Below are 19,767 nucleotides of genomic sequence, written 5' to 3'. Positions count from 1 at the left end.
TTTAACTCAATGACCTATCACCCATTGTGGTTGAGGACGGAGTTAAAACGATAAGTGCTTTTTGACGATATGCCAAAAGCAAGTCCTAAAACCCAGAATTTGGTAACTGTAAAAACTCAACTTCCTCCGGCGTAGAAACGCGGCCGAGGATGGCATTTCGGTGCGGGTAGCGGCCGAATTGTTCGATGATGGCTTGGTGTTTCAACTCAAAATCCAGATTATTTTGCAGCCCATTTTCGGTATACAAACTCACCGCTAATTCATGAATCATCAGCGATTCGCTGTGCATAAAGGGCAAGTACAAAAAGCTACGCTCTACTGGGGTGAGCAAATCTGCGGCTCCCGCTGAAATTGCTTCTTGTGCCAGCGCCAGCGCGAGGGCATCTTGTGCGAAGGCTTGTGGCGTATCGCGAAACATATTTCTAGAAAATTGATCCAGCACGATAATTTCAGCCAAACGCCCGTGCGCGGTATCGCGCCATTCGTATAGCTCGCACTGCGTAGCGCGGGAGTGTGTGTCGGTAAATCGCTCTCTAATCAGCAGATCGAAATGCGGATCTTTGATCCACCATTTCGCTGGCTCAATGTCTTCAAACCAAAATTTCAAAATTTCTTGTGGCATGGCGCTATCCTTTGGTGGTGTGCAATGACATCAATATGAATGCGCGGCGCGTACTGTGCAATGTTTTTATCGTGCAGCAAAAACGGTGGGGATTTATACCGATTCTGTGTGAATGAAGCGCTGGGTATATCGATAAAAGCTATTTAAATTAATGCCTTTGTCGACATACCTATATATTATTTTTATTGATTTGCGCCGTGAATGCACTGTTTTGGATCTACTAAGCCCCGTAGTGCTACTGCTTTCGTGGGTAAGCTCGCTCTTGCGGAATCTTGCAGTCGGAGGTTTATTATTTCCATTGAAGCTAAAAAAAGAGAATGCTATCGTTTTTAGCGGTACCAAAACGATAAGGAGAAAACATGAAAAAGCTTGTGATTTGTGCTTCATTATTTGCACTGTACGCTGCGCCATCTTTTGCCGCAGCGCCGTCATCAGCATGCGCTGCTAAGCAGGCCAATATCGAAGCCCAAATTGTTGAAGCCAAGGCGCGGGGACAAAAGCAGGAAGTGGCTGGGCTAGAAAAAGCCTTGCGTGAGAACAAGGCGCATTGCAGCGATGCATCTCTTGCGAAAGAGCGGGAAGGCAAAATTCTGAGCGCCAAGCAAAAGGTCGTAGAGCGTGAAAAAGATCTGCGTGAGGCCGAGCAAAAAGGCGATGCTAAGAAAATTGCTAAGCGAAAAGCCAAGCTTGATGAAGCCCGTCAAGAGCTGCTTGAAGCTGAAAAACCGCTGAACTAATTAGCACAGATATCGGGGGCGCAGTTCGCGCTCTATTGCCTTAGCAAATTAAAGCGTATTAAAAATGCGCTTTAATTTGCAGCGCGACAAAGCCTTCGACTTGAAATGCTTTTACGCTCGGCACGATAAACAGATTCATACCGAAATGGTAGGGCGTTTCAAGCGACGCTAAAAAGCCACCCGCCGGTACGACAGGATAGCCTTTTTCGGTATTCTGATAGCCCGTTAACAAGCCCGCCGCTGCGCCGAGCGAGAGGTTGCCCGACTCGCTGAACTGCCATTGCAGCGGTGTCCAGCCCAGCTGCGCGTAGACCGAATTTTGCCGGATCGAGTTGCGATACGCGCCCAGCATCCAGTGCCAAAGCCCATTACTGCGCTCCACGCCGATGCCGGGATTGCGCTCGTTCAGATCATCATCAATCACCGCTTGCCGATCAAAATGATGCGTCAGCACTGGCGCAACAATCCAAGTTTTCCACGGCTGCGTGGTATTCATACCTTGCAAAAATTCGGGTGTATTTTCGCCGAAGGCTTGATTGGACGCGATGGCCGTTTCGGCGTGAATGTGAACACTTAATATTGCAATGGCAATGATGGGTATTGCTTTGTAAGTCTTTAAAATTAAGCGCTTCATTAATATACCATTGGTTTAATAGGTGGCTTGAACTTGCCGAAATTTAGCCCGCACTACGATCTTTATACCAGTTTAATCATGTCCAAATGCACGTTCGCGTAGGCGTTTGAGTTCGTCGCGCAGATTCGCGGCTTTTTCAAATTCTAAATTCTGCGCCGCGTTGAGCATTTCTTTTTCGAGTCGTTTCAGCTCTTTCGCCAATTGTTTTGGATCCATCTCGGCAACAATGCGGTGTTTTTTCTCTTCGAGGCGCGCGGCAACCGCTTCTTCTGCGTTGTAAACGCCGTCGATAATGTCTTTGATGCGTTTCACTACGCCGCGTGGCGTGATGCCGTGTTCCAGATTGTGCGCGATTTGTTTTTCGCGGCGGCGCTGCGTTTCGCCAATGGCTTTTTCCATCGAATTGGTGATGCGGTCGCCGTACAAAATCGCCTTACCGTTTAAATTACGCGCGGCGCGACCGATGGTTTGAATCAGACTGCGCTCAGAGCGCAAAAAGCCTTCTTTGTCGGCATCGAGAATTGCAACGAGTGAGACTTCGGGAATATCCAAACCTTCGCGCAATAAGTTAATCCCGATGAGCACATCAAACACGCCAAGGCGCAGATCGCGCAGGATTTCAACGCGCTCGACGGTGTCGATGTCCGAGTGTAGATAGCGCACTTTGACGCCGTGTTCGCGCAAATAATCGGTGAGTTGTTCGGACATTTTCTTGGTCAGCGTCGTCACCAACACGCGCTCGCCAATCGCGGTACGCAAATTGATTTCGGACAGCAAATCATCGACTTGCGTGCCGACGGGGCGCACTTCAATCAGTGGATCGACCAAGCCTGTTGGGCGAACGAGCTGCTCGACGACTTGGCCTTGATGCTCGGCTTCGTAGGCTGCAGGCGTGGCGGAGACGAAAATCGTTTGCGGCATTAAGCGCTCGAATTCTTCGAATTTGAGCGGGCGATTGTCGAGCGCGGACGGCATGCGGAAACCGTAATCGACCAGATTTTCTTTACGTGAACGGTCGCCTTTATACATCGCGCCAATTTGGCCGATCATCACATGGCTTTCGTCCAAAATCATCAGGCCATCTTTGGGCAAATAATCGAGCAAAGTCGGCGGCGCCGAGCCTGCGGGTTTGCCAGAGAAATGCCGCGAATAATTTTCAATGCCTTTGCAAAAGCCCATTTCACCGAGCATTTCTAAATCAAAACGCGTGCGTTGTTCGAGCCGCTGCGCTTCGACGAGTTTGTGTTCTTGGTAATAAAACGCCAAGCGATCACGCAGCTCATCTTTGATGGTTTCAACCGCCGCGAGCACTTTTTCGCGCGGCGTGACGTAATGGCTGGATGGGAACACCGTGAAGCGACCCATGCGCTGTTTGACATGACCGGTGAGCGGATCGAACAGGCTGATGCGCTCGATTTCATCGTCGAACATCGATACGCGCACCGCCAAATCGGCGCTTTCAGCGGGGAAAATATCAATCACATCGCCGCGAACGCGAAAATGCCCGCGGGCAAATTCGATTTCGTTGCGGTCGTACTGCATCGTAATTAGGCGTTTGATAATGTCGCGCTGGCCGATTTTTTCACCCTCGGACAGATGCAAAATCATCGCGTGATAATCGGACGGATCGCCAATCCCGTAAATCGCCGACACGGTGGCGACAATAATACAATCGGGGCGCTCTAGCATTGCTTTGGTCGCCGACAGGCGCATTTGTTCAATGTGCTCGTTGATCGCGCTGTCTTTTTCGATAAACAGATCGCGGCTCGGCACGTAGGCTTCGGGCTGGTAATAATCGTAATACGACACGAAATATTCGACCGAGTTTTCGGGGAAAAACTCGCGCATTTCGGAGTACAGCTGAGCAGCGAGGGTTTTATTGGGCGCCATAATAATCGCTGGCCGCCCCGTGCGCGCGATGACATTCGCCATCGTAAAGGTCTTGCCCGAGCCGGTTACGCCGAGCAGCGTTTGAAAGCGCAATCCATCGTCCAGGCCTTCAATCAGCTGTTCAATCGCCTTGGGCTGATCGCCAGCAGGCGGGAAGGGCTGAAATAATTTGTACGGTGAATTGGGGTATTCAACAAACATGGGTAACCCGATTGAAAGCAAGACCCCGCATTGTGGGCGGATGTGCGGCAGGACTCAAGCCTTGCGCAGGATTGTTAGACAAATATCGCCAGTGAGCGACGGATGAAGGGCATGGATCATGAAAGGCACGAAAAAAAATCAAAATGAGTCCATTTCTTGATGATGTCTTTGCTTTGGAAAAGATGAAAATATAGTTTTTGTGGGAGCGGGCTTGTCGCGAATATCAAATGCTTCGCGGGCAAGCCCGCTCCCACAGAAATTTAAGATAGCTTATCAATTTGAAGTGTTTTTATTTCGTGTTTTTTGCTTTATTTTCGTGCATTTCGTGATCAAATTTTTTGCTTATTGTTTTGCAAACAGTGTCGTTTTGGGATTAATCAAACGGCTCAGGGTTTCGCGCAGGTCGGTTTTGATCGCCACGCCGTCGCGATAAAGAATCACAGGGTTAAGAATCGGCTCGTCGTTGACCGCCAGTTGTGCGACATTGTCGGGGCTGATTGTGTAGCGACCGAGTGCTTTGGAAATCGGCCACGGCAGTTCTGGAAAGACGACATAAGCCAGTTCCGAGCAGACAATCCGTTCGTGCGTCAGTACATCAAAGTTGAAATCATATTCTTTACCCACTTGCGCCAGCGCGGTGAGGATCGCGGCGTGTTGATAATCAACATCGGGCGTTTGGCTTTCGCGCAGCACCAGCAGGTCATCAATATTTAAAAATTGCTCCAAACTGCTAATTGTTACGCCGCTGCGCAGCGCTTCGACAATCCGGCCACCGTTGCGGATTTTGGCTTGATACGCTGGCGCAATTTCATCCCAAATGCCCATTGCACGCAGCTCAGCTTCGCTGCCTAGCCACACAGCAACGTGGCCGTAATGGCCGGGAATCATTTTATCGGTGAGTCGAAACGGGGTTTTTTCCAACAAAATATCCAGCGGTTTAAGCTGGTTTTCTAGCGCTTGCACTTCACTGGCGGGTAGGCGCGTGAGTTTGCCCTTGCGGGTTTGTGCTAGGCCCGCCATATTGCCAAAGCCCATACTCAGGCCGTAGCTCAGCGTGTTTTGAATGCTTTGCTGTTGCAGCCCCAATTCGCCCACTAAATATTGTAGGGTATCGGCCACATCGACTTGATTACTCTGGTGTAGCGACACATACCAGATGGTGCTTTGGCTTAGTGCGTAATAATCGTTTTCGATGACGCTGCTATTAATCCCTTGCTCGCGCCGCTCCGCCATCAATTGATCGACAAATTGAGTGGCTTTTAACAGGCGAGTACGAAACTCGCTGGAGTGATAATTACTCGCCAATTGCCGCAGCGAAACGCTTTTGCCCACGTCATAAGTGAGCAAGTAATTCAGGGCCGGATTGTTGGCGTAAGGCTCAATTGCGATTTGGTAGCTATCCATCAGCACCAGCGCGGCAGCGAGGCCTTGTTGAATATCCTGCAAGACTTGCTGGCCAGCTGCGTCGTTGGGATTGATCACTAGGGTGTAGGTCGCGCCTTTGAGTGGCAAGGTGCGCTTAAAATCCACGGCATTTGTTGGCTTTTCGCTGGACAATTTGAGCCGCACATCGGCTTGAAATAAGGGCGCGACGGCTTCAGCGTAGGGCAAAATCTCGCCACGTAGCTGAATATAGCGCTGCGCCATATCGCGCATTTGATTGCTCTGCGCACGCGTGAGTTTGACGGATTTTTGTTCGCTGATTTGGTGCTCTTGGGCAAATTGATACGCTTGGCTACGCAAATTAATCAGTTGATTGATCTGCTCAGCAAAGTGATTTTCTTCGGCCGCGAATACGCCTAGCGGTATTAATAAGACCGCACACAATAGCCAACGCAACATGCTTCATCCTTTTTTAGTTGCCAAATCATCAGTGAAAATAGCAATGGCTGTAAAGTTTTTATCTTGAGCGGGTGGTGGATTGTTGCTGTGTTGGTGGGTATTTGGCTGTAGGCTTTATTGATTAAAATCTGGGTGTATATACCCATTGATTAATTATTTTTAAGCTGTTTTTAGTTGTTCAGAATCGATTCAGCTCGCTGCGCGCATCCTAGGTGGTATCAAAGGTGAATTGCGAAGTGAGGCTTATCATGCACAAATCAACGGTAGTTATCTTGCTCGTGGCATTGTTCAGTGGTGCGGCGCAGGCGGGGCGGGACGATTGGGATGATGAATCGCAGAATCGTCATCAGCCTAAATGGCAGCAAAAAGATTATGCGGTGATCCGCAGTGTGCAGCCGCGTTACGAGCAAATTAGCCAGCCACGACAAGAATGTCGCTCAGAATGGGTGACCGAATCGGTGCCTCAGCAAGCTGCACCAAGCTATGCCGGAACCATTATCGGTGGCGTTGCTGGTGGTGTCTTGGGGCATCAAGTGGGTAAGGGCCGTGGCCGTGATGTGGCGACAGTCGCTGGAACTTTGATCGGCGCGATGGTGGGTAATCACGTGGCAGATCCGTATCGTGCGCAGCAAACGCAAACTGTGAATCGTGAAGTACAGCGTTGTCAGCAAGTGAATGATTATCGCCAGCAAGTGCGTGATTATTTGGTGGATTATGAATATCGTTCACAAATTTACAGCACGACGATGCCGCGTTATCCGGGTGAGCCGGGATCACGTTTGCCGGTGCGGGTTTTGGTAGAATTAGATGATTAGTCGTGCAGGTGTGCGTTGGGCTGAGGGTTTGTGATTAAGCCCACCGTATAGGGCATCGCTTGCAGGTACAATTGGTGTTGAGTAAAAGGAGAGTCATCATGAAAATGCTATTGAAAGTCATGTTCTGCACCGCGTGTTTGTTGGCGGGCTCGGCCTATGCCGCAGTGAGTCGCGATGATGCGTCGGCGCTGGCGCAAAAGAAAACCAACGGTGGCCGCGTGATGTCGGTGGAGAAATTCGTTGAAGGCGATAAAAACGTCTGGCGCGTGAAAGTGTTAACCAGCAGCGGTGAAGTCCGCGCGGTGTTTGTCGATGAAGCCACTGGCAAAGTCTACTAAGTTGCAATCATGCGCTTATTGCTGATCGAAGACGAAGCTGCGCTGCGTGAATCGCTGGCGGCGCGTTTAACCGCAGAAGGCTACCGCGTCGATACCTCAAACGATGGTGAGGACGGGCTGTTTCAAGCTTGTGAATATCCCTTTGATTTGCTGATTGTTGATTTGGGCTTGCCCAAGCTAAACGGTATTCAAGTCATTGAGCGCGTTCGGGCCGCCGGGCATACGATGCCGATTTTGATTTTGACGGCGCGTGCCAATTGGCAGGAAAAAGTTGCTGGCCTTGAAGCGGGCGCGGATGATTATCTGACCAAACCGTTTGAATATCCCGAACTGGCGGCGCGCGTAATGGCTTTGCTGCGCCGCGCGCTGAACGCCTTGCCCAATGGCCTTGATTTTGGCGTGTTGCAAATTGATTTTGCGCGCCAGCAAGTGCGCAATGCCGAAGGTGTGATTGATTTGACCGCGTTTGAATATCGCCTGCTGGAACATCTGATTCATCAGCGCCCCAATGTCGTGAGCAAACTGGCGCTGGCTGATTATCTTTACCCACACGAAGCCGACCGCGACAGCAATGTGATCGAAGTATTGCTGAGTCGCTTACGCCGCAAACTCGATCAAGATAGTGCTGTAGCCAGCATCGAAACCGTGCGTGGCCGCGGCTATCGTTTTGCTTTGGAAACTGTGTGAGCCGTTTAAATAATCTTTCAATTCGTCTGCGTTTGCATCTGGGCGCCAGTGTGGTTTTGCTGGCGTTTTTCTGCGTGACGGGTTGGGCTGTGCAAGGCATTTACAGCCAACATCTGCGTGATAGTCATTTTGCGCGGCTGCAAAGCGCGGTGTATTTGCTGATTGCGATGACCGAACTGAGCCCGCAAGGTCGTTTGGAACTCCCCAAGCAATTGGCCGAGCCGCTGTTTTCGATTCCCAATTCTGGGCTTTATGCCTTTATTGAAAACCCCGATAAAACCGAGCAATGGGCTTCGCCTTCCGCTGCGCAAGTCAAAAACCTACCTCCTTTGGCACTGGCAACTGGCGTCTGGCAGCAAGAAGCGCTGCGTCTAGGCAAGCGTGATTTCCTACAAACCGCGTACCAAGTGCGCTGGCTCGCTGGGCAAACTGCGCAAACGATTCGTTTTCGCGTTTTAGAAGATCAGCAATATTTTCAAGCGCAACTTGAGCAATTTCAGCGCGCGCTCTGGGGCGGTTTGGCCGCGGCTGCGGTGTGTTTATTGCTGGCGCAAGCACTGATTTTGCGTTGGGGTTTAGCGCCGCTACGTCGTTTAGAAATTGAACTGGCGGCGATTGAAGAGGGTGAGCAAGCGCAAGTGGCTGGTGCATATCCGCGAGAATTAGCACCATTGGCAGGCAGGCTGAATCGCTTGGTGGAACAAGAGCGCGCACGCCAACAGCGCTATCGTGAAGCTTTGGCTGATTTGGCGCATAGCTTAAAAACGCCCTTGGCCATTTTGAGAGCAGAACCTATTTTGCGTTCAGAATCATCTGGCGACGATTACGCGCAACGCGTGAATGAACAAGTGACGCGGATGGATCATATTGTGCAACATCAACTCAATCGCGCCGCGCTGCGTGGTTCGGTTGAATTGGCTGCGGCGATTCTGCTCAAACCCATCGCTGAGCGCGTGTTGGCGGCGATGCAGAAAGTCTACGCGGGGCGTGGCTTAACTTTCACGCTGGATTGCGCTGATAATGTCGCTTGGCCGCTGGATGAGGGCGATGCGTTTGAAGTGCTGGGCAATGTGCTTGATAACGCGGGGAAATTCGCGCAGCACAAAGTTGCATTGTCATTGCGCAGCAGCGATATGGGCTTGCTGATTATCGTTGCCGATGATGGACCCGGTTTTGGTGCAGAACCCGAGCGCGCATTGCAGCGTGGCATTCGTCTGGATGAACATGTCGCAGGCCAAGGCATCGGCCTTGCCGTTGTCACCGATATTGTGCATGCCTATGGCGGGACAATCCATTTAGGGCGGAGTACTTTGAATGGTGCAGAAGTACGCATTGTATTTGATAGAAGGGTATAGCCATCTAGGCTTTTACTAAAAAGGCTTTGATGGATATACCCTTGCTTATGTTTTAGTGATGCATTGCTGGCATCACACTACTCATTTCTTGCGCCATAAAGAGTGTTGGATCCAGCATCCCAAAAATCATCGCGATATGCGCGACGACTAAAAAGATCGCGACAAAGATCGCATGCAGTTTGAGTTTTCTCTCTTCATCCCAGCCTTTTCCAATGACGCCCAAATCCAGCAAAGCCAAGCCGCCCAAAGGCACGATGCCGGATAAATAAAAGCCGACCGCAATGATATCGGCGATACCACGCCATTCTCCGGCCTGCGTAATCGGAATCACGGCGTTGGCCATCAAATAGACAAATACCCCGCAAAAATACACGCCGCCCGTAATGCTGGCAAAGCGATTGATTTGGCGCATTTTGCCGTGAAACTGGCGTGAAAAGAGGATAAATAGCTCGGTAATCGCGACGGTTTCGGCGAGGATGACGGGAATCGCCATAAAGAAAATCAGATTCCACGGTTGATTGTCGGCCAGCAAGGCCATGTAGTGAGTCATATTCATGTGCGTCTCCGTGGCGCAGGCATGCTGCGCCGTGATGGGATCAAAGCGTAAATTCAAATCAATTGATTGTTACGAATGACGCCTGGGTGGCGGAGAGGCGGGGCTGAGATCGACCATTTGTTGCGAGAAGGCGGGCGCTGCATGCTGCACACTCAGCAGTGGTGTAATGCATGAGCTAGGAGTGATTTGCGCGGGTAGAGCGCAGTGGCCTAAACAATCAAAGCTTGCGTGATTGAGGTTTGCTTGGTGGCTAGGGCAATGCGTGGTGACCTGACGCTCACTCAATTGCGGGCTAGGTGCCGAGATGCTGGCCGATACGGGCGTGCAAAACAGCAGCAAGCTCAAGGCTAGCAGCAGCGGTGCACAACTCATCCGTATCGTTTGCCAAACTTGCATAAGCTTAATGTCGTTATCGGCGTTGAGTTTAAGGTTCTGATTCTGCTGTGCTTTCCAATCCGGAATATTGCCTTATATCAAGATCGTTCTTGCTGATCTTAATATTTTGCTGATTTTCTTGGGGTACATAAAAGTCATTTGTAAGTTTTATGTTCTATTCTGTGAACTGTGTTCAGATTAGGGGAAGAATCGAATGAAGATACTGAGTCGGCCCCGTTTTATTGTGCTGTCGATCTCGTGCTACGTATTCTTTGCGTTGGCGTGGATTTTTTTATCCGATCATTTGTTAAGCTCGATTGTGAATCATGACACGCTCGTTTCCTTGTCAACCGCAAAAGGCATTTTTTTCGTATTGGTTTCTGCTGCAGGTTTTTTTCTGGCTTTGCGCGCGGTACCTACATTCAATACGAGTCATAGCGAGCTAGGGCTAAATTTGCTGATTCGCACCAGTGGTCGCTGGCGCATCATGATGTATCTTTTCGCGCTGATTATTACGCTGTCAACGCTGTATTTACACAGCAAAATTGCTGCGAATTTTGGCAATCAATCTTTGATTATTTTATTGATGCTACCGATTATTTTAAGCGCTTTGATCGGTGGGCTGGGCCCCGGTTTGCTTGCTACTGCATGCGCAGCAGTTGGATCGGATGCCATTGCTTTACCACACCTATATGCGGTTGATGTGGCGGCATACGAACAGCTTAAATGGTTGTTGCTGATTGTGAATGGTGTCGCTGTGAGTGTGTTTAGTGCCGTGTTGCAGCGTTCTCTGGCGACTTTGGATCATCATCGTAACTTATTAAAAGCCATTATTCAGGGCACGTCAGATGCGATTTTTATTAAAAATGCGCAAGGGCGTTACTTATTAGCCAATGAAGCAGGCGCGGCGTTTGTGAATAAATCCGTCGAGGAGGTGGTTGGTTTATATGATATTGATTTCTTTGATGCAGAGTCAGTACAGACTTTGGCGCAATTAGATCAAGCGATTATGCGTCAAGGCGTGGTGCAAACACACGAGGAGCGATTAACGCTGCAAGATGGTTCGGAGATGACTTTTCTGGTTACCAAAGGACCTGTTTTTGATCAATATGGCAAAGTGCAGGGCTTGTTTGGTATTTCTCGCGATATTACGGCACAGAAAAATACCGAGCTGGCGCTCATCGCTAGAGAAGCCGCGCTAAAGCAAGCGCAACATTTGGCGCATGTGGGGAGCTGGGAGTGGAATCTGCAAACCGGCCAGCATGATTGGTCTGAAGAGGTTTATCACATCTATGGCCGCGATCCACGTTTATTGCCTGCGGTTTATCCTGAAGTTCAGCAGTATTTTACCCATCAAAGCTGGGTTTTGTTCTCGAGTGCGATAGAGCAAGCGCTAAAGCAAGTGCAGCCTTATCAGTGTGAGGCTCAGGTTCTCCGTGGTGACGGTGTTCTGCGCTGGATTAGTGCTCGTGGCGAGCCAGTGTGTGATGAGCAAGGTCAGTTGATCGCATTTCATGGCACGGTGCAGGATATTACGGATCAAAAACTGGCCACTCAGCACTTGGAAGAGAGTGAGGAACGGCTAAGAAATATCGTTAATGCGACCAGTGATGGTTTTTGGGATTGGGATTTGGAGAGCGGCCATGTGTACCGCTCTCCTCAGTATTACGAGCTGGTTGGTATGCACGCCGAAGATGACAAAGGTGATTTTAGCTTTCTACAGCGACTCATTTTTGCTGATGACTTACCGCATGTTTTGCAGATGATCGAGTCTTATCTGGTGAGTGACATACCACGTTTAGAATTTGATTTTCGCTTGGCTAATTTTGATTCAGCTAAGCCTCGCTGGGTTCGCGGTTTTGGCAGGAGCGTGCGTCGAAATGAGCAAGGTTTTGCAACGCGAATTGTTGGAACGTTGTCTGATATTACCGAGCGAAAACGGGTGGATGATGATTTTCGTTTTGTGTTGAATGAAGCTGGCGACGCAATCTGGATTACGGACGAGTCAGGGCGTTATACATTCGCAAATCCATCCGCTTGTAGGCTCACTGGGCATAGTTTGGAAATGCTCTGTGCGATGCAGATTCCTGATTTAGTCGCTGATGAGCATACTGAAGAGCTGCCCTTGCATTTGGAGCGCTTGCAGCAGCAAACCTTTGATTGCCGCGAATGGCGCTTGAATCGACGCGAAGGTGGCGTTGTCTCGGTTGAATTAACAACTGTGCGGATGCACGATGGGCGTTATATGGCGTTTGGTCGTGACTTGACCGAGAAAAAACGCGATGAACAGTTACTTAAAGAGCGTGAACAACAATTGGAGCGCGTGCTGGCGGGGTCGGATCAAGGCTATTGGGATTGGAATTTACAGACTAATCAATTTCAGGTGAGTGCCCGTTATGAAACAATGCTGGGCTATGCGCCGAGTGAAATGGATGTTTGCATCGAGAAATGGCCTGAAATTGTTCATCCTGATGATTTTTCTGCTGTATCGGAATCGATTGAGTGCCATTTAGGCGGGGAATCGCTCAGCCACACTGTTGAAATGCGCTGTAAAACTAAGCAAGGCGATTGGTTATGGGTTCTGACTTCGGGTCGAGTTGTCTCGTGGAGCGAGGATGGTTTGCCATTAATGATGTCGGGTACGCATACCGATATTTCCGAGCGAAAACGCCATGATTTAGCACTGCGTGAGTCGGGCGTGGTGTTTGATAATAGCTATGAAGGGATTATGGTTTTGGGCGCGGATCAGCTTATCGCGAAAATTAATCCGGCATTTACACGAATCACCGGGTATAGCGATATTGAGGCCATTGGGCAGTCACCGCATATTTTATCATCGGGTCAACACGATGCCGCGTTCTATCAGGAAATGTGGCACTCAGTCAGCACGCATGATTTTTGGCGTGGAGAGCTTTGTAATCGGCGTAAAAATGGTGCGATTTATATCGAGCTGCTTTCAATTTCAGTCGTGCGGGATGCGCGTTTTGCTATCCAATACTATATCGGTATTTTTTCTGATATCACGCTACTTAAAGCCCATGCGATGGAGCTTGATCGTGTCGCTCATTATGATGCGCTGACGGGCTTACCAAATCGCCGTTTATTATCGGATCGCTTAACGCGTTCGATTAACCGTACCGCACGCAGTGGCAAATTGTGCGCGATCTGCTTCTTGGATTTAGATGGCTTTAAGACCGTCAATGATCAGTATGGCCATGCCATTGGTGATCTATTGTTGATTGGGGTTGCTGAAAATTTACAGGCAGTACTTCGCGCGGACGATACATTAGCTCGCTTGGGCGGTGATGAATTTGTGCTGATTTTGTCTGAAGTGGGTTCTCCAGCAGAGTGTACTTTGATTCTTGATCGTGTCTTGGCGGCTGCGAGCGCCGCGGTACAAATTGAAGGGCTTTCAATTCGTATTTCCGCCAGTATTGGGGTGAGTTTATATCCAGAAGACAATGTCGATGCGGATACTTTGCTGCGGCATGCCGATCAGGCTATGTATTTGGCGAAAGAGGCAGGAAAAAACCGTTATCAGTTATTTGACCCTGAAAGTGATCGTCAAGCACAGCTGCATCGAAAAGCACTCGAGTTTATGTGGTTGGCTTTGGAGCGAAATGAGTTTGTGCTGCATTATCAGCCTAAAGTTGATCTTGAAAATGGCGAGGTGGTTGGTGCTGAGGCATTAATCCGTTGGCAGCATCCAGAGTCAGGGCTATTGCATCCTGCTGAATTTCTGACTCATCTCTATGGTAGTGAACTTGAGCACGCATTGGGTGAATGGGTGATTCATGCCGCATTACAACAAGCGGCACAGTGGGTTCGGGCAGGTTTGCAAATCAAAATTAGCGTGAATGTCAGTGCGAATCACTTATTACGCGCTGATTTTTCTGAGCATTTGCAGGCGGCATTGGCGCGTTATCCCGAAGTGCAGCGATCCAATTTCGAGCTAGAGGTATTAGAAACGGCTGCAATTGGCGATATGCAGCAAGCGGTTGAAACATTGCATCGTTGCAAGGCGATGGGAGTGAAATTTTCTCTGGATGATTTTGGTACTGGTTTCTCTTCGCTAACTTATTTACGTAAACTGCCGATTGATACCTTGAAAATTGACCAAAGTTTTGTACGCGAAATGTTAACTAATCCTGATGATCTTGGGATTGTTAAGAGTGTGATTCAGCTCGCCGCGGTGTTTCATCGTCAGGTGATTGCCGAAGGTGTAGAGACCATGGCTCATGGTGCCTTGTTGCTGGAATTAGGTTGTCGCTTTGCACAAGGCTATGGGATTGCCAAGCCGATGCCTGCGGAAGACTTCCCCGCGTGGTGTATCGAATGGCAGACTAAAGCCGCTTGGCTGCAAATCGTGCCATGTATTGTTTTAGATTGAAGCAAAAAAATACCCCGCCACTGCTGGCGGGGTAAAAAACTCTCGTAAAGTTTATGGGTGTTGGCGATTAAATCGCGCTTTGACGTAGTTGTTCCAGGATCGCTGGATTTTCTAAAGTCGATGTATCTGCAGTAATTTCTTGGCCCTTGGCAATGTCACGCAAGAGGCGGCGCATGATTTTGCCTGAGCGCGTTTTCGGTAGATTGTCGCCGAAACGGATTTCGTCTGGCTGAGCGATCTTACCGATTTCGTGCGCAACCCATTCACGTAGTTCTTTGGCGATGCGTTTCGCGTCGTCACCTTCTGGGCGATTACCTTTCAGAACCACATAAGCAACGACGGCTTCGCCTTTGATATCGTGCGGCTTGCCAACGACGGCGGCTTCAGCAACCAATGGATTGGCAGCCAGTGCCGATTCAATTTCCATGGTGCCGAGGCGGTGACCGGATACGTTCAGTACATCGTCGATGCGACCCATGATCCAGATGTAGCCGTTTTCGTCGTAATGCGCCGAATCGCCCGCCAAGTACAGCTTGCCGTTGTAATCTTCTGGGAAGTAGGTTTTAGCAAAACGCTCTGAATCGCCCCAGATATTACGTACCATCGATGGCCAAGGTTTGCTAATCACCAAGAAGCCACCTTTACCGCTAGAAACTGGCGCGCCAGATTCATCAACGATGTCGGCCATAATGCCTGGAATTGGCAAGGTGCAAGAACCTGGTTTAGTTGCGACTGCGCCTGGCAACGGGGCGATCATATTGCAGCCGGTTTCAGTTTGCCACCAAGTATCTACAATCGGGCAGCGGCTGCCGCCAATCACTTCGTAATACCACATCCACGCATCTGGATTGATCGGCTCGCCCACCGTACCCAACAAGCGCAATGACGATAAATCGTATTGTTTCGGCAAATCGCCGCCAAGTTTAATCAATGAACGAATCGCAGTTGGTGCAGTGTAGAACGTCGTGACTTCGTGTTTTTCAATCATTTGCCAGAAGCGTGATGCGTCTGGGTACGTTGGTACGCCTTCAAACACGACTTGTGTCGCACCGATGCCGAGTGGGCCGTAGGCGATGTAGCTGTGACCCGTGATCCAGCCCACGTCGGCCGTGCACCAGTACACATCAGTTTCTTTGTAATCGAACACCCATTTCATCGTCACTTGCGTGCCGAGCAGGTAGCCGGCTGACGAGTGTTGCACGCCTTTTGGTTTGCCTGTTGAGCCTGAAGTGTAAAGAATAAATAGCGGATGCTCAGATTCAACCCATTCTGGTTCGCACACGTCGGCTTGGTCTTGCACCAATTTGTGCCACCAGATATTGCGCTCAGTATTCCAGTGTTCTGGCTTGTTGCTAGTGCGTTGGAAGACGATGACTTTTTCAACGGTGTCGCAGCCGCCTAAGCCCAAAGCTTCATCAACCATTGATTTGAGTGGTGTTGGTTTGCCGCCACGGATCGATTCATTGGCGGTAATAACCAGTTTTGCTGCGGCATCTTGAATGCGGTCGCGCAATGCGCCTGCCGAGAATCCGCCGAATACGACCGAGTGAATCGCACCGATACGCGCACACGCTTGCATCGCAATCACTGCTTCAACGGTGTGTGGCATGTAAATAACGACGCGATCACCTTTCACTACGCCGAGTGATTTCAGGCCGTTGGCGAATTGGCAAACGCGGTGATAGAGCTCGCGGTAAGTCACGCGAGTCACTGAACCGTCGTCGGCTTCAAAAATAATTGCAACTTTATTGGCTTTTGTCTCTAAATGACGATCTAGACAGTTGTAAGATACGTTCATTAAGCCGTCTTCAAACCATTTGAAGAACGGTGGTGTTTCTTGATTGAGTACTTTAGTGAACGGTTTTTTCCAGCTTAAGAGGCTACGCGCCAAATCAGCCCAGAAACCTTCGTAATCGGCAGTCGCTTTTTCGCACAGGGCGTTATAGCCGTCCATGCCGGATACGGTCGCATTGGTACGAAATTCGTCTGATGGTGGAAAAAGACGGGTTTCTTTTAATACTGAATCGATACCACTCATGTGTAAGCCCCTTGTGTAGAGAAACTCCGCTGCTGCGCCTTGTCGTACGATATGTACTGGCATTAGGTTCGCTAGGCGGGATAGTTTGTGCCATGACTTAAATAATGATCTGTAGCGAAATCTATGGGTTTCACCCTATGAAATCCAATTGTCTTTTCTGATGTGCCAAATCAATGATGCTGATGGGCTTAGCAATCATTTGAATTTGTTGGCTTTTAGTTGGGTAATAGGGTGAAAACAGCTATTCTGAAACGGCCTAATGATGGCAGATTGACCCTAAAAGAGAGTGTTATGCGTCTGGATGTTTTACCTGCCTTATTGCGCGTACAAAGTCATTTTCTTGCTGAATCGCTGGATCACAGCGTGTTTTTGACTGCATTGCAGGATTTGCTACAGCTCACGGGCAGCGCTTGCGGTGCGATTGCTGAATGGAAAGGCGGTAATGGCATTGTGCACATGCTGGCGCAGCAGGGCTTGGCCGGTGATGACACTCATAAAGATGGTTCGACGGCCGTTTTGCCTTTGAGTGGCGAATTGCGTGCCGGATTGCTCAAGGGCCGTGCGGTGATTGTGCCGCCGCTTTCTGTCGCCGAGACTTGGTGCGTCATATCAAATGCCGAGCAAGGTTTGCAGTCATTGATTTGTTTGCCAATGCAATATCAAGGGCAGTTAATGGGTATTGCGCTCTTAGCCAACATCGATAATGCCTACATGGCAATACTGGCAAAGCAGTTGCAACCATTGCTCAGCACTTTGGCGCAATTAATCCGCTTTCAGCAGCAATTGCAAGCGCGATTTAAAGCTCAGGAAAAGCACGAGCGGCAGCAAGCTTCGCTGCGCGTTCTGAGCCAAATCACCGCGTTGCGGCAGCGGGATGATGGCGATTTAATGACGAGCGCGCTGTATCTGGGTTGCGCTTATTTCTCTCTTCCTGACGCGGTGATCAGTCGTATCGTGGCGGATGAATACCACGTTGTGGTGCAATATCCGGCCAAAGCTGAGTGCAATCTATTACCAACACCACTAGAAAATACCTATTGCAGCCTCACTTTTGCTGCAAATGATGTGCTGGCGATTTCGATGATGGGCTTGTCGCCGTGGGCGGAGCATCCCTGTTACGCCGCCTTAGGGCTCGAAACGTATATTGGCGTTCCGATCTGGGTCGCGGGACAGCGTTACGGCACTTTGAGTTTTTCCTCACTTGAAGTTCAAGAACGCCCATTTGACGAAATCGACCATGAGTTTTTACGACTGATGGCGCGTTGGGTCGGCGGCAAAATCGAGCGCCAATTGGCGCGGCAAGAGCGCGATGAAATTGCGGATCGCTTTAAAAAAATTGGTGAACAAGTGCCGGGTCTGATTTTTCAAACGCGGATGAATCAAGACGGTAGCAGCGCGTATTTGTATGCTAGCGCAGGTATTACAGGGATTTATGGCGTCACACCCGCTGATGTGGCTGAAGATGCGACAAAAGTGTTGGCCTTTTTGCATCCGGATGATGTGACCGAGGTCGTTACGAGCTACACCAAGGCCTTGGAGTCGTTGGTGCATTGGGATACGGTGTATCGCATCAATCATCCGCAAAAAGGTCTGATTTGGGTTGAGGCACATGCTAAACCTGAACGCACGCCAGAGGGTGATACGTATTGGTACGGCATGGTCATGGATGTGACCGAGCAACAGGTGGCGCAGGCGCAATTGCTGCAAGCGATGCAGGCGGCCACAGCGGCTAGTCAGGCAAAAAGTCTATTTCTCGCCAATATGAGCCATGAAATCCGTACGCCGATGAATGGTGTGCTCGGTATGGTGTCTTTATTGCTCGATTCTGACTTGTCGACGCAGCAGCGCGAATATGCTGAAACCATCAAATTAAGCGGCGATGTTTTGATGGGCGTGATTAACGATATTTTGGATTTTTCCAAAATTGAAGCCGGGCGTTTAGAGCTGGAAATGCTTGATTTCGATTTGCCGCGTTTGCTGAATGACTTTTCGGCCATGATGGCGCTGCGTTTTCAAGAAAAAGGTTTACGTTATCAATGTCAGATTGCGGCCGATGTGCCTGCGCTGCTGCGCGGTGATCCGGGTCGATTGCGGCAGATCCTTATTAATTTAGTTGGCAATGCGATTAAATTCACCGAGCAAGGCGAGGTGAATGTCAGCGTGAATGTGCAAGCCAAAAATCCAGATGCGATTACTTTGCGGTTTTGCGTCAGCGACACGGGGATTGGCATCCCGAGCGATAAAGTTCATCGTTTGTTTGATCGTTTTTCGCAAATTGATGAAACCACGTCACGGCGCTTTGGTGGTACGGGCCTTGGCTTGGCCATTTGCCAAGAGATTGTCGCTTTGATGGGTGGCGAGATTAGTGTGCACAGTATTGCTGAGCAAGGTACAGACTTCATTTTTAGCGTAAAAATGGCACAGGCAGCCAATGCCGCCGAGCGCGCTCGGCCTCGTGTGGCATCCAAAGCAACGCAGCAAAAAGTATTGTTGGTGGAGGCCATCGAAAGCCATCGGGAAACGCTCGCAGCTCTGCTCAAAACTTGGGCTGGGCAAGTCGAAGTGGTGGCAAGTAGTGCCGAGGCCTTGGCTGCGTTTCGTGATGCGGCGCAGACCGCGCAGCCATTTACGCTGGCATTGCTCGATCAGCATTTGCCGGAAATGGATGGCTTAAATTTAGCTCGCGTCATGAAGAGTGAAGCGGCAGCGTTGCCCATGTTGCTGCTGACGGCAGTGGGCGTACGTGGTGACGGCAGTCGGGCACGTCAGGCGGGGTTTTCAGCCTACCTGACTAAACCGGTCAATCCCGACGAATTTTATGGCGTGCTTGAGCTGGTGCTGCAAGGCGAGGGCGAGGCACAATTGGTGACGCGCCATACCTTAAAAGAAGTCAGCCCAACGCAGATTTATAAAGTTTTGCTGGCTGAAGACAATCCGGTAAACCGTATTGTGGCCGTTAAAATGCTGGAGAAACTCGGCTGCACTGTTGTGACGGCGGAAAACGGCCACTATGCGGTGCTGGCTTTGTTAGAGCAGGATTTTGATTTGGTATTTATGGATATGCAGATGCCGGATATGGACGGGCTAGAAGCGACGCGGATGATACGCAGCCAGAGCAAAGGGATTCGGATGCCGGATGTGCCCATTGTCGCTTTAACGGCCAATGCAATGGCCGATGATAAACAGCGCTGTTTTGATGCTGGGATGGATGATTTCTTGGTAAAACCGATTCAGGTCGACGCTTTAATGGGAGCGTTAAAGCAATGGGGTCGGCGATTTTGAATGTG

The 19,767-nt window shown here is 49.8% G+C and carries 14 protein-coding genes; 7 read left to right on the top strand and 7 right to left on the bottom strand.

Features of this window, described 5'->3' with window-relative positions; genetic code table 11:
* Positions 1–85: 85 nt before the first annotated feature.
* Positions 86–622, bottom strand: coding sequence for a DUF924 family protein (locus Q320_RS0112605; RefSeq protein ID WP_027469298.1), 537 nt, complete (start codon positions 620–622; stop codon positions 86–88).
* Positions 623–981: 359 nt separating this feature from the next.
* Here Q320_RS0112605 and Q320_RS0112600 point away from each other — a divergent pair, with 359 nt between their 5' ends.
* Positions 982–1,359 carry a DUF1090 domain-containing protein gene (locus tag Q320_RS0112600; RefSeq protein WP_027469297.1) on the top strand — a complete coding sequence of 126 codons (378 nt, stop codon included), beginning with the start codon at positions 982–984 and terminating at the stop codon, positions 1,357–1,359.
* A 58-nt stretch (positions 1,360–1,417) separates the two neighbouring features.
* Here the strand turns inward: Q320_RS0112600 and Q320_RS0112595 are convergent, their stop codons facing one another.
* The 3 genes from Q320_RS0112595 to Q320_RS20935 all read right to left on the bottom strand — a co-directional run bounded on the left by Q320_RS0112595 (position 1,418) and on the right by Q320_RS20935 (position 5,926).
* Complete coding sequence (locus Q320_RS0112595) at positions 1,418–1,993, bottom strand: hypothetical protein (RefSeq protein WP_027469296.1); 576 nt, start codon at positions 1,991–1,993, stop codon at positions 1,418–1,420.
* A gap of 72 nt (positions 1,994–2,065) precedes the next feature.
* A complete protein-coding gene (gene uvrB / locus Q320_RS0112590; RefSeq protein ID WP_027469295.1) occupies positions 2,066–4,084 on the bottom strand; it encodes an excinuclease ABC subunit UvrB in 2,019 nt (672 codons plus the stop codon).
* A 342-nt stretch (positions 4,085–4,426) separates the two neighbouring features.
* Positions 4,427–5,926 carry a YiiX/YebB-like N1pC/P60 family cysteine hydrolase gene (locus Q320_RS20935; RefSeq protein WP_051534708.1) on the bottom strand — a complete coding sequence of 500 codons (1,500 nt, stop codon included), beginning with the start codon at positions 5,924–5,926 and terminating at the stop codon, positions 4,427–4,429.
* A 248-nt stretch (positions 5,927–6,174) separates the two neighbouring features.
* Between Q320_RS20935 and Q320_RS19765 the strand changes: the two genes are divergently transcribed.
* The 4 genes from Q320_RS19765 to Q320_RS0112565 all read left to right on the top strand — a co-directional run bounded on the left by Q320_RS19765 (position 6,175) and on the right by Q320_RS0112565 (position 9,121).
* Positions 6,175–6,741, top strand: coding sequence for a glycine zipper 2TM domain-containing protein (locus Q320_RS19765; RefSeq protein ID WP_051534707.1), 567 nt, complete (start codon positions 6,175–6,177; stop codon positions 6,739–6,741).
* A gap of 98 nt (positions 6,742–6,839) precedes the next feature.
* Positions 6,840–7,079: a PepSY domain-containing protein gene (locus tag Q320_RS0112575; protein ID WP_027469294.1), complete on the top strand. Its 240-nt coding sequence runs from the start codon at positions 6,840–6,842 to the stop codon at positions 7,077–7,079.
* A 9-nt stretch (positions 7,080–7,088) separates the two neighbouring features.
* Complete coding sequence (locus Q320_RS0112570; protein ID WP_027469293.1) at positions 7,089–7,766, top strand: response regulator transcription factor; 678 nt, start codon at positions 7,089–7,091, stop codon at positions 7,764–7,766.
* On the top strand, positions 7,763–9,121 hold the full coding sequence (locus Q320_RS0112565; RefSeq protein ID WP_027469292.1) for an ATP-binding protein: 1,359 nt from the start codon (positions 7,763–7,765) through the stop codon (positions 9,119–9,121). The genes Q320_RS0112570 and Q320_RS0112565 overlap by 4 nt, the downstream gene beginning before the upstream one ends.
* Positions 9,122–9,173: 52 nt before the next feature.
* Here Q320_RS0112565 and Q320_RS0112560 read toward each other — a convergent pair whose 3' ends face one another.
* Both Q320_RS0112560 and Q320_RS0112555 read right to left on the bottom strand, forming a co-directional pair.
* Positions 9,174–9,677, bottom strand: coding sequence for a DUF6803 family protein (locus Q320_RS0112560; RefSeq protein WP_027469291.1), 504 nt, complete (start codon positions 9,675–9,677; stop codon positions 9,174–9,176).
* A 69-nt stretch (positions 9,678–9,746) separates the two neighbouring features.
* Positions 9,747–10,073: a hypothetical protein gene (locus Q320_RS0112555; RefSeq protein WP_156939060.1), complete on the bottom strand. Its 327-nt coding sequence runs from the start codon at positions 10,071–10,073 to the stop codon at positions 9,747–9,749.
* Positions 10,074–10,266: 193 nt separating this feature from the next.
* Here Q320_RS0112555 and Q320_RS20930 point away from each other — a divergent pair, with 193 nt between their 5' ends.
* A complete protein-coding gene (locus Q320_RS20930) occupies positions 10,267–14,442 on the top strand; it encodes a sensor domain-containing protein (RefSeq protein WP_051534706.1) in 4,176 nt (1,391 codons plus the stop codon).
* A gap of 67 nt (positions 14,443–14,509) precedes the next feature.
* On the opposite strand, the gene acs is transcribed toward Q320_RS20930, so the two are convergent.
* Positions 14,510–16,480 (bottom strand): acetate--CoA ligase, encoded by a 1,971-nt coding sequence (gene acs / locus Q320_RS0112545; protein ID WP_027469289.1) that lies wholly within the window; start codon positions 16,478–16,480, stop codon positions 14,510–14,512.
* A gap of 291 nt (positions 16,481–16,771) precedes the next feature.
* On the opposite strand from acs, the gene Q320_RS20925 reads away from it, so the two are divergent.
* A complete protein-coding gene (locus tag Q320_RS20925; RefSeq protein ID WP_051534705.1) occupies positions 16,772–19,762 on the top strand; it encodes a response regulator in 2,991 nt (996 codons plus the stop codon).
* Positions 19,763–19,767: the final 5 nt, after the last annotated feature.

It is taken from the genome of Deefgea rivuli DSM 18356 (assembly GCF_000620145.1).
GTDB lineage: Bacteria > Pseudomonadota > Gammaproteobacteria > Burkholderiales > Chitinibacteraceae > Deefgea > Deefgea rivuli.
This window is presented reverse-complemented; position numbering and strand designations above follow the sequence as displayed.

What these genes read in the sequence shown, in the direction of transcription:
- Q320_RS0112605 (WP_027469298.1), bottom strand. Translation starts at nt 622, where the DNA reads ATGCCACAAGAAATTTTGAAATTTTGGTTTGAAGACATTGAGCCAGCG.
- Q320_RS0112600 (WP_027469297.1), top strand. Translation starts at nt 982, where the DNA reads ATGAAAAAGCTTGTGATTTGTGCTTCATTATTTGCACTGTACGCTGCG.
- Q320_RS0112595 (WP_027469296.1), bottom strand. Translation starts at nt 1,993, where the DNA reads ATGAAGCGCTTAATTTTAAAGACTTACAAAGCAATACCCATCATTGCC.
- uvrB (WP_027469295.1), bottom strand. Translation starts at nt 4,084, where the DNA reads ATGTTTGTTGAATACCCCAATTCACCGTACAAATTATTTCAGCCCTTC.
- Q320_RS20935 (WP_051534708.1), bottom strand. Translation starts at nt 5,926, where the DNA reads ATGTTGCGTTGGCTATTGTGTGCGGTCTTATTAATACCGCTAGGCGTA.
- Q320_RS19765 (WP_051534707.1), top strand. Translation starts at nt 6,175, where the DNA reads ATGCACAAATCAACGGTAGTTATCTTGCTCGTGGCATTGTTCAGTGGT.
- Q320_RS0112575 (WP_027469294.1), top strand. Translation starts at nt 6,840, where the DNA reads ATGAAAATGCTATTGAAAGTCATGTTCTGCACCGCGTGTTTGTTGGCG.
- Q320_RS0112570 (WP_027469293.1), top strand. Translation starts at nt 7,089, where the DNA reads ATGCGCTTATTGCTGATCGAAGACGAAGCTGCGCTGCGTGAATCGCTG.
- Q320_RS0112560 (WP_027469291.1), bottom strand. Translation starts at nt 9,677, where the DNA reads ATGAATATGACTCACTACATGGCCTTGCTGGCCGACAATCAACCGTGG.
- Q320_RS0112555 (WP_156939060.1), bottom strand. Translation starts at nt 10,073, where the DNA reads ATGCAAGTTTGGCAAACGATACGGATGAGTTGTGCACCGCTGCTGCTA.
- Q320_RS20930 (WP_051534706.1), top strand. Translation starts at nt 10,267, where the DNA reads ATGAAGATACTGAGTCGGCCCCGTTTTATTGTGCTGTCGATCTCGTGC.
- acs (WP_027469289.1), bottom strand. Translation starts at nt 16,480, where the DNA reads ATGAGTGGTATCGATTCAGTATTAAAAGAAACCCGTCTTTTTCCACCA.
- Q320_RS20925 (WP_051534705.1), top strand. Translation starts at nt 16,772, where the DNA reads ATGCGTCTGGATGTTTTACCTGCCTTATTGCGCGTACAAAGTCATTTT.